Genomic DNA, 14750 nt, shown 5'->3' on the forward strand with positions numbered 1-14750 from the left:
TGTGCCGGTAAGCTTCCCGCAATTGAAAAGGAGCTTCTCATGAAAGCTATCGCCAGCGTTGCGCTTAAAAGCCTGAATCGACCAGACCTGCTTGAGCATCGCGCGTTTCTGGATGGGCTTTGGATAGAGCGCCCGGAAACGCTGAGCGTTATCGATCCAGCAAATGGCGAGCCTCTGCAGGATGTTTCTGCCTGCAGCGTCGATGACATTGACACGGCAGTGGAAGCGGCTGGCGGGGCGTTTATGACATGGCGGGACATGCTGCCCGCCGAACGCGGCGATATCCTGCGGGCATGGGGCCGGCTGATGCGTGACAATGCCCGCGACCTCGCCACCATCATCAGCGCGGAACAGGGCAAACCGCTGGCGGAATCGCTCGGCGAAATTTCTTACGCTGCCGCCTTTCTCGACTGGTTTGCAGGTGAAGGCGAGAGATCCTACGGCGAAACAATTCCAAGCCATCTTAAAGGCGGAAATCTTTCCGTGCGGATGCAGCCGATCGGCGTCACGGCAGCCATCACACCCTGGAATTTCCCCTCCGCCATGATCGCCCGCAAGGCCGGCGCGGCCCTTGCTGCCGGTTGCACGATGATCGTCAAACCAGCACCGGAAACACCGCTTTCAGCACTGGCCCTGGCAAAACTGGCGCAGGAGGCAGGCATGCCCGCCGGCGTGTTACAGGTTCTGCCGGGTGAAGCCGCGCCTCTTGCGCGCCGCCTGCTGGAGCACACGCAGGTGCGGGCATTTTCCTTCACCGGTTCGACGGAAGTGGGACGGCTACTCCTCACGCAATCGGCGGCGACCATCAAAAAAGCCTCGCTGGAACTTGGCGGCCACGCGCCCTTCATCGTCTTCGCGGATGCGGACCTGTCCCAGACCGTGAAGGGCTGCCTCGCCGCCAAATTCGCCACATCGGGGCAGGACTGCCTTGCGGCAAACCGCATCTATGTTCAACGAGCGCTTTATGATCGCTTCATTGAGCGATTTGCCGATGCGACCTCTCGGCTGACAGTCGGTCACGGCCTTCAGTCGGGTATCGATATCGGCCCCATGACGCGGCCATCCGTCGCCGAAAAGTGCCGCCAGCAGATTGCCCAGGCGCTGTCGGCCGGTGCGCGGCTCGTCTTCGGCGGACAGGACAGTCCGCTCGGCGGCAACTTCGTCACACCGACCGTACTCGCCGATGTGAACGACGACATGCTGATCGCCCGCGAGGAAACCTTCGGCCCGGTGGCCGCCATCTTGCCCTTCGATGACGAGGTGGAGGTGATCCGCCGCGCCAATGCAACGGAGATGGGACTGGCGGCCTATGTCTACACCAATGATCTCGGCCGGGCGATGCGCCTGACCGACCAGCTCGAATACGGCATGGTGGCCGTCAACACGCCCAAATTCACCGGCGCGCCTATTCCATTCGGGGGCTGGAAACAATCGGGCCTTGGCCGCGAAGGCTCGCGTCACGGTCTCATGGAATATCTCGAACCCAAATATGTCTGCTTCGGCAATCTGGCTGCCTGAAAGGAACCTGCGTATGACTATCGACATCAAGAAAATCGCGGAAATGGATCGAAACGCCGTTCTGCATCCCTTCACGCAGCTCAAGGATTTCGCCAGCGGCAAACTCGGTGAACCCACCATCGTTGAAACCGGCAAGGGCATCCGCATTCAGGACGCCCACGGCAAGCAGTTGATCGATGGTTTTGCCGGTCTTTATTGCGTCAATGTCGGTTATGGCCGCACTGAGGTGGCGGAGGCGATTTCGCGTCAGGCCTACCGGCTTGCTTATTACCATTCCTACGCCGCCCACACGACGGACGAACTGGCCATCCTTTCCGATCGCCTGGTGAAGATGGCGCCCGGCAAGATGAGCAAGGTCTTTTACGGCATGTCGGGGTCCGACGCCAACGAGACCCAGGCCAAGCTGGTCTGGTACTACAACAACCTGCGCGGCAAGCCGCAGAAGAAGAAAATCATCTCCCGCGAACGGGGATATCACGGCTGCAGCGTGGTTTCCGGCTCCATGACCGGCATGAGTTTTTATCACGATCATATGGACCTGCCGCGCGCGGGCATCCTCCATGCTGGCGTTCCGCATCACTATTGGGGTGCGGAAGCCGGCGAAACGGAACTCGAATTTTCAAAGCGGCGCGCCAAAGAGCTGGAAGCACTCATTCTACGTGAAGGACCGGACACGATCGGCGCCTTCATTGCCGAACCGGTGCTAGGAACGGGCGGCATCACACCGCCGCCGGAAGGTTATTGGCCGGCTATCCAGGATGTTCTCAAAAAATACGACGTCCTGCTGATCGCCGATGAAGTGATCACCGGCTTCGGCCGCACCGGCTCCATGTTCGGCTCGCAACACTATGGAATGGAGCCTGATCTGATCACCGTTGCGAAGGGGCTGACCTCGGCCTATTTCCCGCTTTCCGGCGCAATCGTCGGAGAGAAGGTGTACAAGGTGATGGAGGACGGGGCGGATCGTGTCGGCGCATTCTCGCACGGCTACACCTATTCCGGCCACCCGATCGGAGCGGCGGCCGCAAACGCCGTGCTCGACATCGTGGAAAAGGAGGACCTGCCGGGCAATGCTCGATCCGTCGGCAGCTATTTCCAGGAGCAGCTGAAGGCGAAGTTCGCGCAGCTTCCGATCGTGGGAGAGGTGCGTGGCGTCGGCCTGATGGGTGCAATCGAATTCGTCGCTGATCGGGAAAAGAAGACCCGCTTTGCCCCTCATCTCACGGTAGGCGCTCGCGTTTCCAAAGCGGCGCGCAACGGCGGTCTCATTGCACGCGCCATGCCGCATGGCGATATTCTCGGCTTTGCGCCGCCGCTTGTTACGACCCGGGAGGAGGTGGACGAGATCATCGCCATTGCCGAAGCCGCTGTCCGAAGCGTCATGGACGACCTCGTTCAGGCGGGTGAAAAAATCTGATCTGACACCTCTGAACTCGGCGGCTGGTATTGCCTATCCGAAAAGCAATGACATGACGACTGCGCCTATTTGCCGTGCAGTCGTCATGCGTAACGCTTAAGGCTTCATCTTTTTTCGGAACCATGCATAATGTCATGAAATGAGCTTCGTAAAAACGAGACAATTTCATGCGTCGTCAAGCCAATCCGCTTAACCTTGATCCGGTTTCCGCAACCAAACCGGTCGTATGGCGACCGACCCTGGCCAAACAGAAGGGTGAAACAAAACATTCCGCGCTAACGGAGCGCATCATCGCTGATATCAACGCCGGCGTCCTGAAGCCGATGGATCGTATGCCGACACACCGGGATCTCGCGCGCGAGCTTGGCCTTTCGGTGCAGACCGTCAGCCTTTCCTACAAGGAGGCTGAGCGGCTCGGTTATCTGAGCGGCGAGATAGGGCGCGGGACCTTCGTCAAGACGCGGGTGACCGATCGGGCCGGCAGGATGATGCTGGATCACAGCCCGACGGAAGTGCTTGATCTTTCCATCATCCGGGGGGTCTATCTCGAGGAGCACGAAACCGCCTCGCGCGCGATCCTTCGGGAACTGGCGGAGGGCGACAATTCCGGCTTCATGCGTCCGTGCCGACCCGTGGCCGGTCTGGACAGCCATCGCGAGACCGCCCGGAGCTGGCTCGGCATGATGGGCGTCACCGCCGGGGCGGAACGTATTCTCGTGACCAATGGCGCAGCGCACGGTATTTTTCTCGCCCTCAGTTGCATCGTCCGCTCTAACGACGTTGTTCTCTGTGAAAACCTGACCGATCACGGCATTATTGGCCTATCGAACATCCTGGGTTTCAGCCTCAAGGGCCTGCCCACCGACGAAGAAGGCATCCTGCCGGATACACTGGAGGCGGCATGCACAGCAGGCGGCGTGCGCGCGCTCGTGCTCATCCCGACCCTCAACAACCCAACCGGGCACATTGCAGGCGCCGAGCGAAGACGTGCGATTGCCGCCATTGCAGAGCGGCACGGTGTTTTTGTCATCGAGGATGAAGTCTATCGCCCGATCATCGAGGATGACCTGCCCTCTATTTCCGAGATGCTGCCGGATCTGGGCTTCTTCGTCACCAGCTTCACCAAAACGGTGCTGACCGGGCTGCGGGTCGGTTATCTCGTCGTGCCGCCGGCCTACTCCATCCGTGCCGCCTCGATCCTGCGTGTGTCAAGCTGGAGCGGAACCTATCTGACCGCCGAAATCGCCACACGCTGGGTCGAAAACGGCACGGCACGCCGGTTGCTGCAGGTCCAACGCACTGAAGTCCTCGCGCGGCAGACGATTGCGGGCGACATTCTCGGCGAGCACATCGCCTCGACCCATCCCCTCTCCTTCTGTGCGTGGCTCAAGGTTCCGCCGCACTGGACCGAGGATGGGCTGGTGCGCGCGCTGACAAACCAGAATGTCGCGGTCACGTCATCGGAACCCTTTGTCGCCGGTCCCGGCCATGGCGGCGGCATCCGCATCTGTCTTGGCGGCCGCCTCAACCAGCAGAGCCTAGCCAAGGCTTTGACCACCGTCCGCCAGGCATTCGAACAATTGCCGCCGGTTTACGATATAGGTTCGATTGGTTGAGGTGACAGCCGGAAAATCATTGAATCATTACAATATAATAATTGACATGATTTTACTTCGCTCTCAACATGACAATCATGAAGAGCGAAAACCTGTCCATATCCCCTGACAAAAATCCGCTTCCGGTCTCACTGGCCGCGATCAAGCAGGCGGCAGCGCGGATTGCCGGTCAGGTGGAACGCACCCCGCTCGTGCGCTCGGACAGTCTGTCCGAACGCTACGGCACCCCCATTCACCTGAAGCTCGAGACACTCCAGCCCATCGGCGCCTTCAAGCTGCGCGGTGCGATGAACGCCATCCTTTCGCTTGAAGACGAGGCGCGCAGGCGCGGCCTCGTCACGGCCTCCACTGGCAATCATGGCCGGGCCGTGGCCTATGCGGCCGCCAAACTCGGCATTCCCGCCACGATCTGCATGTCGGCACTTGTACCGGCGAACAAGGTCGAAGCGATCCGTGCGCTTGGCGCAGATATCCGGATTGTTGGCAGGTCGCAGGATGACGCACAGGGAGAGGTGGAGCGCCTGACCGCAAGCCTTGGCCTGACCGCGATCCCACCCTTTGATGATCCTGACGTCGTGGCGGGCCAGGGGACGATCGGCATCGAGATTGTCGAGGAGATGCCTGAGCTCGCGACAGTGCTTGTTCCTCTCTCCGGCGGCGGCCTTGCGGGCGGCATCGCCGTTGCTGTGAAAGCGCTGAAGCCACAGGCACGGGTCATCGGCATTTCCATGCAGCGGGGCGCGGCCATGCATGCGTCAGTCATTGCCGGCCGGCCCGTCACCGTTCAGGAAGAAGAAACGCTGGCGGATTCACTGGGGGGCGGGATTGGATTGAACAACCGTGTGACCTTCACGCTCTGCCAGGCCCTTCTCGATGAGATCGTGCTGGTTTCCGAGGATGAGATCGCGGCCGGCATCCGCCACGCGATGCACGAAGAAGGTCTGACGGTCGAGGGCGCCGGCGCCGTTGGTTTCGCGGCGGTCCTCTCCGGCAAGATCGACATCACCGGCCCGACCGCCATCATCGTGTCGGGTGGAAATATCGATCCGGCCGTCCATAAGACGATCATCGAAGGGTCAGCCGCATGAGCCGCATCACCATCCTGACCGAAAAAGATCTGCGCGCTGTCGTGAAGCTTGACCTCTCCGCTATCGACTGCGTGGAGCGGGCCTTTGCAGCGCTCGCAACCGAAGCGGTCGCCATGCCGCCGATCCTGCGGCTCGATATCCCTGAGTTTCGTGGCGAGGTGGACGTGAAGACGGCCTATGTGCCGGGTTTCGACGGTTTCGCCATCAAGGTCAGCCCCGGCTTCTTCGACAATCCCAAGCTCGGTCTGCCAAGCCTCAACGGTCTGATGATCCTTTTCAGTGCAAGAACCGGACTTGTGGAGGCCCTTCTTCTCGATAACGGCTATCTCACGGATGTACGCACCGCCGCAGCCGGCGCAGTCGCGGCACGTCATCTCTCCCGCGAGGATGCTTCCATTGCCGCAATCTTTGGAGCCGGCATGCAGGCCCGTCTGCAGTTCGACGCGCTGAAACTGGTACGCCCGATCCAATCCGCACGCCTCTGGGCGCGGGACCATCAAAAGGCTGAGAGGCTTGCAGGCGATCTAGCCCGCGAACACGGTATCGAGGTGACCGCCGTGGCTGATCCACAGGCTGCAATGCGGGGCGCCGATCTCATCGTGACCACGACGCCTGCCGAAAGGCCTATCCTGTTTGCCGACTGGCTGGAAGAAGGCCAGCATCTGACCGCCATGGGATCGGATGCCGAACACAAGAACGAAATCGATCCGGCGGTATTTGCAAGGGCGCGCTATATTGCAGACCGGCTTTCGCAGACCCGCATACTCGGCGAATTGCACCACGCCATCGAGGCGGGGCGTGCAGAGCCGGATCAACACTTTGCCGAACTCGGTGCCATCATTGCCGGCAAGGCACGGGGCCGAGTGTCGAGGGAAGACATCACCTTCGCCGATCTGACGGGCACGGGCGTGCAGGATACCGCCATCGCCAATCTCGCCTTTACCCGCGCAAAAGACGCGAATAGCGGACAAATCATCGAAAACAGTGTGAAAATGGGAGACGCAGCGTGAGCGTATCGCTGAATTTCACGCGCGAGGAATATGCCGCGCGCCTGTCCAAAACCCGCAATGCCATGGAAAAGGCCGGCATCGATCTTCTTGTTGTCACCGACCCCTCCAACATGCATTGGCTGACCGGTTATGACGGCTGGTCCTTCTATGTCCACCAATGCGTGCTGGTGCCGCCGGATGGCGATCCGATCTGGTATGGCCGCAAGCAGGATGCCAACGGCGCCAAGCGCACGGCCTACCTCGCCCATGACAACATCATCGGTTATCCGGACCACTACGTTCAGTCGACCGAACGGCACCCGATGGATCTGTTGTCGCAAATCATTGAAGACCGGGGCTGGGCAGGCGTGACGGTCGGCGTCGAGATGGACAATTATTATTTCTCGGCCGCCGCCTTCGCATCGTTGCAGAAACATCTGCCGAACGCCCGTTTCAAGGATGCAGCCGGTCTCGTGAACTGGCAGCGCGCGGTGAAAAGCCCGACTGAACTCGACTATATGCGCAAGGCCGGCAAGATCGTCGAGCTGATGCACAAGCGCATTGTCGATGTCGTTGAGCCCGGCATGCGCAAATGCGATCTCGTGGCCGAAATATACGATGCCGGCATTCGTGGAACCGCCGATTTCGGCGGCGACTATCCCGCCATCGTTCCGCTCCTTCCATCTGGCGCCGACGCGTCCGCGCCGCATCTGACATGGGACGACAAGCCGATGCGCTTGGGCGAAGGCACCTTCTTCGAAATAGCCGGCGCTTACCGGCGTTATCATTGCCCTCTGTCGCGCACGGTCTTTCTCGGCAAGCCGACGCAGGCGTTTCTCGACGCGGAGAAGGCGACGCTCGAAGGCATGGAGGCCGGTCTTGCGGCGGCCAGACCCGGCAATACCTGCGAAGACATCGCCAATGGGTTTTTCGCGGTGCTGAAAAAATACGGGATCATCAAGGATAACCGCACCGGCTATCCGATCGGCCTTTCCTATCCACCGGACTGGGGCGAGCGCACCATGAGCCTGCGGCCCGGTGACCGCACGGAGCTGAAACCCGGCATGACGTTCCATTTCATGACCGGTCTGTGGCTGGAAGACATGGGGCTCGAAATCACCGAGAGCATCGCAATCACCGAAACCGGTGTCGAATGCCTGTCTAATGTGCCGCGGCAACTCTTCGTGAAAGGCTGAGACGATGTTGAGTACCGCGCTACGCCCCTCACCGATCACGCCGTCGGTCGATTTCGACAAGAAAGGCATACAGCACGGTCACCTGCGGCTGCCATACAGCCGCGATGACAGTGCCTGGGGTTCGGTGATGATCCCGATCTGCGTCATCGCCAATGGCGAGGGACAGACAGCACTTTTGACAGGCGCCAATCACGGCGACGAATATGAGGGACCGGCGGCACTTTTCGAGCTCGCTCATACGCTGGATCCGGCCAAAGTGAGCGGGCGCATCATCATCGTGCCGGCACTCAACTATCCGGCCTTTCGCGCGGGAACACGCACTTCGCCGATCGATCGCGGCAACCTGAACCGCAGCTTTCCCGGCCGGGCCGATGGTTCCGTGACGGAGAAGATCGCCGACTACGTGACCCGTCATTTGATACCGCTCGCGGATATCGTGCTCGACTTCCATTCAGGAGGCAGAACGCTTGATTTCCTGCCCTATGCCGCAGCTCACGAATTACCCGACAAGACGCAGGAAGCCCGGTGTTTCGAGGCGGTGGCGGCTTTTGCTGCACCCTATTCGATGAAGATGCTGGAGATTGACGCCGTCGGCATGCTGGACACGACAGTCGAGGAGTTGGGCAAGGTCTTCGTCACCACCGAGCTTGGCGGCGCAGGCACGGCGAGCGCGAAATCGATCGACATCGCCCGCAAAGGCACCATCAACCTGCTGCGTCACGCCGGCATCCTGACCGGCGCACCGGCGCCGGCGCCGAGCCGCTGGCTGGATATGCCCTCCAGCGATTGCTTCACCTTTGCCGAAGATGACGGGCTCGTCGCCTTCGTCCGCGATCTGGGAGATGCGGTCACGGCGGGTGAGATCATCGCCAGGGTCTACCCTGTTGGGAAAACCGGCCTCACGCCGGTCGATTACCGCGCGTCCATCAGCGGCGTGCTCGCAGCGCGCCACGTTCCCGGCCTCATCAAGGCCGGCGACTGCCTTTCCGTCATCGCCACGGTCACGGAGAACATCTAGTCAAAAAATCCCGTGAGATCCGAAAACGGACCACGCAACCCAACCAGAGGAGTAAGAACATGAACATGATCAGACTTGCCGGGCTTTCCGCCCTCGCCCTTACCATCGGTGTAACCTCAGCCAGCGCCTTGACCGTTGAGGAGGTCAAGAGCCAAGGCTATATCCGCGCCGCCACGGCCAATGAAGTGCCCTATTCCTACATGCAGCCCGACGGCACCTCCGCCGGCATCGGCCCTGACGTGGCGAATGCGGTTCTGAAATCGATGGGCATAGAGGAGGTGAACTGGACGGTGACGCCGTTTGGCACGCTCATTCCGGGTCTCAAGGCGCGCCGCTTCGATTTCGCGGCCGCCGAACAGAACATCTCGCCCGAGCGCTGCAAGCAGGTTGCCTTCACGGAACCGAATTCCTCCTATGGCGAAGGCCTGCTGGTGAAGAAGGGCAACCCGAAAAAGCTGACCACCTATGCCGATATCGCCAAGGATCCAGCGTTGAAAGTGGCCGTGGTGTCCGGCGCCAACAATGTCGATTTCCTGCGGGCCGTCGGCGTCAAGGAAGAGCAGATTGTCTTCATTCCCGCCAATGCCGATGCCATCCCCACTGTTCAGAGCCGTGCCGACGCCTACGCCGCAACAGAGCTGACGGTCTCGGAGCTCGCCAAGGGCCAGGCCAATGTCGAGCAGGTCAAACCCTTCGTTGATCCTGTCGTGAAGGATGCGCCGGTACGCAACTACGGTGGCTTTGCCTTCCGGCCGGAAGACAAGGAGCTGCGCGACGCGTTTAATGTCGCGCTGGTCGAATTCCGCAAGACCGACGATTACAAGAAGATCCTCGCAAAATACGGCCTATCCGAACAGAGTATTGCGGCAGCGGCCGAAAAGAAGGTCGCCGATCTCTGCGCCGGCAAGTAACCGCAGTAGGCGCTCGGCCCTGGCCGGGCGCCGTTCCACTGGAACTTGGGAAAACGCCAAATGGACATGACCGCCTATCTGCCGATGCTATGGCAAGGCGCCGTCGTCACCATGACGATCACACTGGCAGCGCTCGTTGTCGGGACAATGCTCGCCTTCTTCTTCGGCATTCTGCGCGTCGAGGGGGGACCAATCCTTTCGACCGTTGCGCTCTGTTACACGGAAGTGTTTCGCGGCACCTCACTGCTGGTTCAGCTTTTCTGGTTCTATTATGCCCTGCCGCTGGTCGGTCTGAGTTTCGATCCGGTCACCACCGGCGTGTTGGTGCTTGCCGCCCACGCAGGCGGTTACGGTGCCGAGATCGTACGCGGCGCGTTGTCTTCCGTCTCAGTGCAGCAGATGGAAGCCGCACGAGCGCTGAACTTCACACGGATGCAGACGCTGTTTCGCATTTCACTGCCGCAGGCCGTCGTTGAGATGATGCCGGCCTTCGGCAATCTGGCCATAGAAACGCTGAAACTATCCTCGCTCGTGTCGCTGATCTCGATTGCCGACCTGACATTCGCGGCGCAGTCGATCCGCAACCTGACCCTCGACAGCACCAGCATCTATTCGATCACGCTGCTTTGCTATTTCGCGATGTCCCTGATCCTGATGGTCGTCATCCGGGTGATCGAACATTTCGTGCGGCGCGGCAACGTCTTTCCGCGCACCCGCCATTCGTAAGGATATTCCGTCATGATGTATGGTTACGAATGGGACACGACCACCTGGCTCACCTACACAACCTCCATCCTGCCCATCATCCTGATCGGCCTGACGGTAACGCTGAAGGCCGCAGCCGCCGGTTTTGCGATCGCGCTGGTTCTCGGGCTCATCTTTGCGCTGCTGCGCCGCAGCCGGGTGAAGATGGTTTCCTGGCCGACCGCGCTGGTGGTCGAATTTCTTCGCGATACACCGCTTCTGGTGCAGCTGTTCTTTCTCTACTACGTGCTTCCGGATTTCGGCATCGTGCTGCCGGCGTTTCTCACCGGCGCACTGGCACTCGGCCTGCAATATGCAGCCTATACCTCGGAGGTCTATCGCGGCGGCATCGAGGCGGTACATCACGGCCAGTGGGAAGCCGCGACGGCGCTTAATCTCACAGCCATGCAGACCTATCGGGATATAATCATCCCGCAGGCCATCCCCCGCATCGTCCCGGCCATGGGCAACTATCTTGTCGCCATGATCAAGGAAACGCCGGTCCTTTCCGTCGTCACGGTTCTCGAAATGATGGGCCTTGCCAACATGATCGGCGAGCGCACCTTCGAGTATCTGGTGCCATTGACGCTTGTCGGCCTGATCTTCCTCCTCCTGACCATAATCTGCTCGGCAGGCCTCAGCCGCCTGCAAAGGGCGCTTCCAAAAGCAGGAATACCCTTGCGATGACAAACAACACCAATCAGCCGCTGATCGAATTTTCCGATGTCACGAAGCGCTTCGGTATTCTGACGGTTCTCGATCAGTTCAATTTCAGCGTGGCAAAAGGCGAAAAAGTCACCCTCATCGGCCCTTCCGGCTCCGGCAAATCGACGGTTCTGCGCATTCTCATGACGCTGGAACCGTTCCAGGAGGGAAAGCTGACGCTGGCGGACATCTCCTATCACGAGCAGGGAGGCAAAGGCCCCTTCAAGGCCTCGGAAAAACACCTGCGCCAGATCCGCAACCACGTCGGCATGGTTTTCCAGAGCTTCAACCTCTTCCCGCATATGACGGTGCTACGCAACATCGTGGAAGCGCCTGTGCGGGTGCTGGGCATCGCCCGCGCGGAAGCGGAAGCGCGGGCAATCGAGCTACTGAAGATGGTCGGGCTGGCCGAAAAAAAGGATCACTATCCAGTGCAGCTTTCCGGCGGGCAGCAGCAGCGCGTCGCCATTGCCCGCTCACTTGCCATGCGTCCGCGTGTCCTGCTTTTTGATGAGCCGACCTCAGCACTCGACCCGCAGCTGGTGGGCGAGGTTCTTTCCGTCATCCGCGATCTTGCCCATGAGCACGATCTGACAATGCTCCTCGTGACCCATGAGATGCGATTTGCCCGGGAGGTTTCAGATCGAGTCTGCTTCTTTGACAAGGGACGCATCTGCGAACAGGGGAAGCCGGACGAGATTTTCGGCCAGCCAAAGGAAGAACGGACACGCGAGTTTCTGTCGTCTGTTTTACGGTGAACGTCCACCTGCCGTTTAGTCCTTGCGCTTAATCGGCAAGGGTGGCCAGAACCTTTCCATCCCGGCTCAGCACGATCGATTGTGGCGGTTCCGGCGCTGACTGGTTGGCATTGGCAGGCGGCTTTATCAGCCACGCGCCGGAATACTCTTCACGCAAATGCCGGGAATTCAGGCGGATTTCGGCGCCGGGCGCATAAGGACTAGTCCCGGCCGTTTTGTCTTTGGACAAGACCGCACTCCTGACTTCATAGAGCTTTCGCTCGCCATCAAGAGCAAGCGTTGCTTCCGAAAGATCGAAATTGTCGATCCGGACGATCTGACCTTCCGGCGTATCGAGAACCCATCTATCGGAATCCACGAAACCATCGGTATAGACATTGCCGGTGGAGGAACGCAGGGACGTGCCTTTCGGCAAGGTGATGCCATCAACGACATTGCCGTCGGCGAGAATGCATGTGTAGAAGGCGGATATGCCGCCATCGGGCTTCAGGTCGAATTGCACAGGCTGTGTCGCGTCACAGCGCCAGCCGCTCTGGGTGGTCACGCCCTTGCCGGTTATCCGCATATTATCAGGCATAAAGCCTATCGTCTCGTAATTCTCGTTGGTTTTGATCGAGATATGACGGGCGATCTCCACGGCATCGATATCCGCGACGGACACGGGATGCGGAAACAGGGCACGATTGAAAGACCCCGGTATATCGGCGACCGACAGTTCGAGTTTCGTGCCTTTGGGCATATCGATCTGGCCAAGGCGCGTCGGTTCCGAGAGTTCCGGGCGATAGCTTGCCGTCCTCTCTTTTTCATAGCCATGCATCTGGAGATAAAAATCGCCGATCTGCCACAGGGTGAAGAGTGCGACAGCGGTTACCAGCCCATAGGGCAGCAGCATCGGGCGCTTCCAACGTCCGCGGGCATATTGAATGAGAAGCCCCAATGTCCAGAAGACCCAGACGACGGTCGTGGCGAGAAGGAAGGCGAGGAAAAGCAGCGCTTCGACGGATGGCAGTGCGACAGGGATCATGAAAACCAGCGGCCTTGGGCGGATCGTCTTGATCCGGAAGAGACACTGGAGCTTTAGCCGCAAGCGATGGCCAGTTCAACTCGCGGATGGTGGCAGCTCCGAACCGGGCGACGGCAGATGGCGGCCGCCCGGTCAGGATATTATCGCAAATCAGCCACCAATGACGAAGCGGGAGAATGCCAATGAATTGCGGGCATCCTCGTCCATTTTCGCAACGTCGGCGCCATTGCTAAGGTCACGCCAGACCTTGATGTCCGAGCCGATGGTGCCGCCGGTCTTGACGAAGGGTTCCATGACGACCGCACCGGTGTAATTGATATCACGCAGCGCAAGGCCGATTTCGTGCCAGGGCATTCTGCCCTTGCCGGGGACGCGGCGATTGCTTTCACCCGTATGGAAGTGCCCCAGAAGCGGGCCGGCCGTGCGGATGGCCTCGCCAAAACTGTCTTCCTCAATGTTCATGTGGAAGGTATCCAGCATGACCTTCACATTGTTCTTGCCGACATCCTTCACGAAAGCGACGCCTTCGGCCGCCGTGTTGAGGACGTGGTTTTCAAAGCGGTTGAGGACTTCGATGCATAGGTTGATGCCGAGATCATTGGCGAAATCGGCAATGCCGTTGATGCCTTCGACGCCGCGCGCATAATCGCCTGCCTTGTCGACCGGCTGCGAATAATCAATTGGCCAATAGGAGTGCAATGCACCGCCGATGGTGTGGATATCGAGCTTGGCGACATTGGAAAGGGTCCGTTCGAAGAACGCCTTGCCGGCCGCACGCACCGAAGCATCTTCCGACGACAGGTTCTTGGTTTTCGATGGACCGATGCCGGCGGTGAGAATGATGCCATTATTCTTCGCGCTCTGCCTGATGGTCGCGAGTTCGGCGTCGCTATAGTCGTTGATGTGGTGGGCGGCGACTTCGATGATATCGAAACCAAGCTTGGCGACCTTTTCGATGTAAGGGCCGAACTTGGCGCTCCACTCATGTTCCCAGTAAGAATAATAGATGCCGTGTTTCATTGGTGTCTCTTTCGCTTTTCTGTTTCGCTTGGCTTTGAATAGGGAGTCGCAGTCGTCCAGGCAGGCTCAGGACGCGGCGCCTTTTCCCGGATTTCTGATGCGAATATCCGGCTCCGCGCTTGTGGATGTGATGAAGCGGCCATTGGGAAGATCGTTCTCCTCCACCTTGCGGTTGATCTCCTCCTCGCCGAGACCGAAGCTCAGCCAGCGGCCCCGCAGCCGCGCACGCAGATCGTCCTCATCGACATCGACGAAGACAGTGAGATCGAAGATCGGTTTGAGACGATCCCATGGCGACTGGCTGGCGAGGAGATAATTGCCCTCACAGACGATGATCTCGACGGATTGCGGGATCAACCGCCCGCCGGCGCGGGCAATCTCGATCGCGCGATCGAAGACCGGCACGGCAACGACATCGTCCTCATTGGCTTTCAGACGCTCCAGCATATGGCGCAGCCCGTGGGCGTCAAAGGTATCGATGGCGCCCTTGAAGGCACGGCGGTTCATTTGCTCAAGGACGGCATCGTCATAATGAAAGCCATCCATCGGAAACAGCGCAGCGGATGCGCCTTCGCCGGCGTTCAGTGCATCGACCACGCGTTCGGCGATGGTTGATTTTCCCGACCCGGGAGCGCCGGCAATCGCAATCATCACGCGCCGGCCATTCGAGCTGGCGAAACGTTTCAGCGCGAGGCCTGCGATTTCACCGGCATTATCGTCAATTTTACTCAAGGTGCCCCTCGCCT

Annotated in this window: 14 protein-coding genes; 11 read left to right on the forward strand and 3 right to left on the reverse strand. The window is 59.7% G+C overall.

The genetic code is table 11. The features are described 5' to 3' along the window. The first annotated feature begins 39 nt into the window (after positions 1-39). The 11 genes from CFBP5499_RS15265 to ehuA all read left to right on the forward strand — a co-directional run bounded on the left by CFBP5499_RS15265 (position 40) and on the right by ehuA (position 11960). Positions 40-1518 (forward strand): NAD-dependent succinate-semialdehyde dehydrogenase, encoded by a 1479-nt coding sequence (locus CFBP5499_RS15265; protein WP_080830029.1) that lies wholly within the window; start codon positions 40-42, stop codon positions 1516-1518. A gap of 13 nt (positions 1519-1531) precedes the next feature. Then, positions 1532-2935, forward strand: coding sequence for an aspartate aminotransferase family protein (locus CFBP5499_RS15270; RefSeq protein ID WP_080830028.1), 1404 nt, complete (start codon positions 1532-1534; stop codon positions 2933-2935). A gap of 167 nt (positions 2936-3102) precedes the next feature. After that, on the forward strand, positions 3103-4551 hold the full coding sequence (locus CFBP5499_RS15275; protein WP_080830027.1) for a PLP-dependent aminotransferase family protein: 1449 nt from the start codon (positions 3103-3105) through the stop codon (positions 4549-4551). Positions 4552-4619: 68 nt separating this feature from the next. Beyond that, positions 4620-5639, forward strand: coding sequence for a hydroxyectoine utilization dehydratase EutB (gene eutB, locus CFBP5499_RS15280; RefSeq protein WP_175416796.1), 1020 nt, complete (start codon positions 4620-4622; stop codon positions 5637-5639). Beyond that, a complete protein-coding gene (gene eutC, locus CFBP5499_RS15285) occupies positions 5636-6649 on the forward strand; it encodes an ectoine utilization protein EutC (RefSeq protein ID WP_080830026.1) in 1014 nt (337 codons plus the stop codon). The genes eutB and eutC overlap by 4 nt, the downstream gene beginning before the upstream one ends. Continuing rightward, on the forward strand, positions 6646-7824 hold the full coding sequence (gene doeA / locus CFBP5499_RS15290; protein ID WP_080830025.1) for an ectoine hydrolase DoeA: 1179 nt from the start codon (positions 6646-6648) through the stop codon (positions 7822-7824). Before eutC ends, doeA begins: the two co-directional genes overlap by 4 nt. Before the next feature lie 4 nt (positions 7825-7828). After that, positions 7829-8842: a N(2)-acetyl-L-2,4-diaminobutanoate deacetylase DoeB gene (doeB, locus tag CFBP5499_RS15295; protein WP_080830024.1), complete on the forward strand. Its 1014-nt coding sequence runs from the start codon at positions 7829-7831 to the stop codon at positions 8840-8842. Positions 8843-8901: 59 nt separating this feature from the next. Further along, entirely contained in the window at positions 8902-9753 is an 852-nt protein-coding gene (gene ehuB, locus CFBP5499_RS15300) for an ectoine/hydroxyectoine ABC transporter substrate-binding protein EhuB (RefSeq protein ID WP_080830023.1), read from the forward strand. A gap of 60 nt (positions 9754-9813) precedes the next feature. Next, positions 9814-10479: an ectoine/hydroxyectoine ABC transporter permease subunit EhuC gene (gene ehuC, locus CFBP5499_RS15305; protein ID WP_080830022.1), complete on the forward strand. Its 666-nt coding sequence runs from the start codon at positions 9814-9816 to the stop codon at positions 10477-10479. Positions 10480-10491: 12 nt separating this feature from the next. Then, positions 10492-11184, forward strand: coding sequence for an ectoine/hydroxyectoine ABC transporter permease subunit EhuD (gene ehuD, locus CFBP5499_RS15310; RefSeq protein WP_080830021.1), 693 nt, complete (start codon positions 10492-10494; stop codon positions 11182-11184). Continuing rightward, positions 11181-11960 (forward strand): ectoine/hydroxyectoine ABC transporter ATP-binding protein EhuA, encoded by a 780-nt coding sequence (gene ehuA, locus CFBP5499_RS15315; RefSeq protein ID WP_080830020.1) that lies wholly within the window; start codon positions 11181-11183, stop codon positions 11958-11960. Before ehuD ends, ehuA begins: the two co-directional genes overlap by 4 nt. A gap of 28 nt (positions 11961-11988) precedes the next feature. On the opposite strand, the gene CFBP5499_RS15320 is transcribed toward ehuA, so the two are convergent. The 3 genes from CFBP5499_RS15320 to CFBP5499_RS15330 form a co-directional block, all read right to left on the reverse strand. Continuing rightward, on the reverse strand, positions 11989-12984 hold the full coding sequence (locus tag CFBP5499_RS15320; protein WP_080830019.1) for a hypothetical protein: 996 nt from the start codon (positions 12982-12984) through the stop codon (positions 11989-11991). Positions 12985-13134: 150 nt separating this feature from the next. Continuing rightward, positions 13135-14004 (reverse strand): sugar phosphate isomerase/epimerase family protein, encoded by an 870-nt coding sequence (locus CFBP5499_RS15325; protein WP_080830018.1) that lies wholly within the window; start codon positions 14002-14004, stop codon positions 13135-13137. A 66-nt stretch (positions 14005-14070) separates the two neighbouring features. Further along, entirely contained in the window at positions 14071-14736 is a 666-nt protein-coding gene (locus tag CFBP5499_RS15330; RefSeq protein WP_080830017.1) for a nucleoside triphosphate hydrolase, read from the reverse strand. Positions 14737-14750 lie beyond the last annotated feature (14 nt).

The sequence above is a fragment of the Agrobacterium tumefaciens genome (assembly GCF_005221325.1).
In the GTDB taxonomy this organism is placed as follows: domain Bacteria; phylum Pseudomonadota; class Alphaproteobacteria; order Rhizobiales; family Rhizobiaceae; genus Agrobacterium.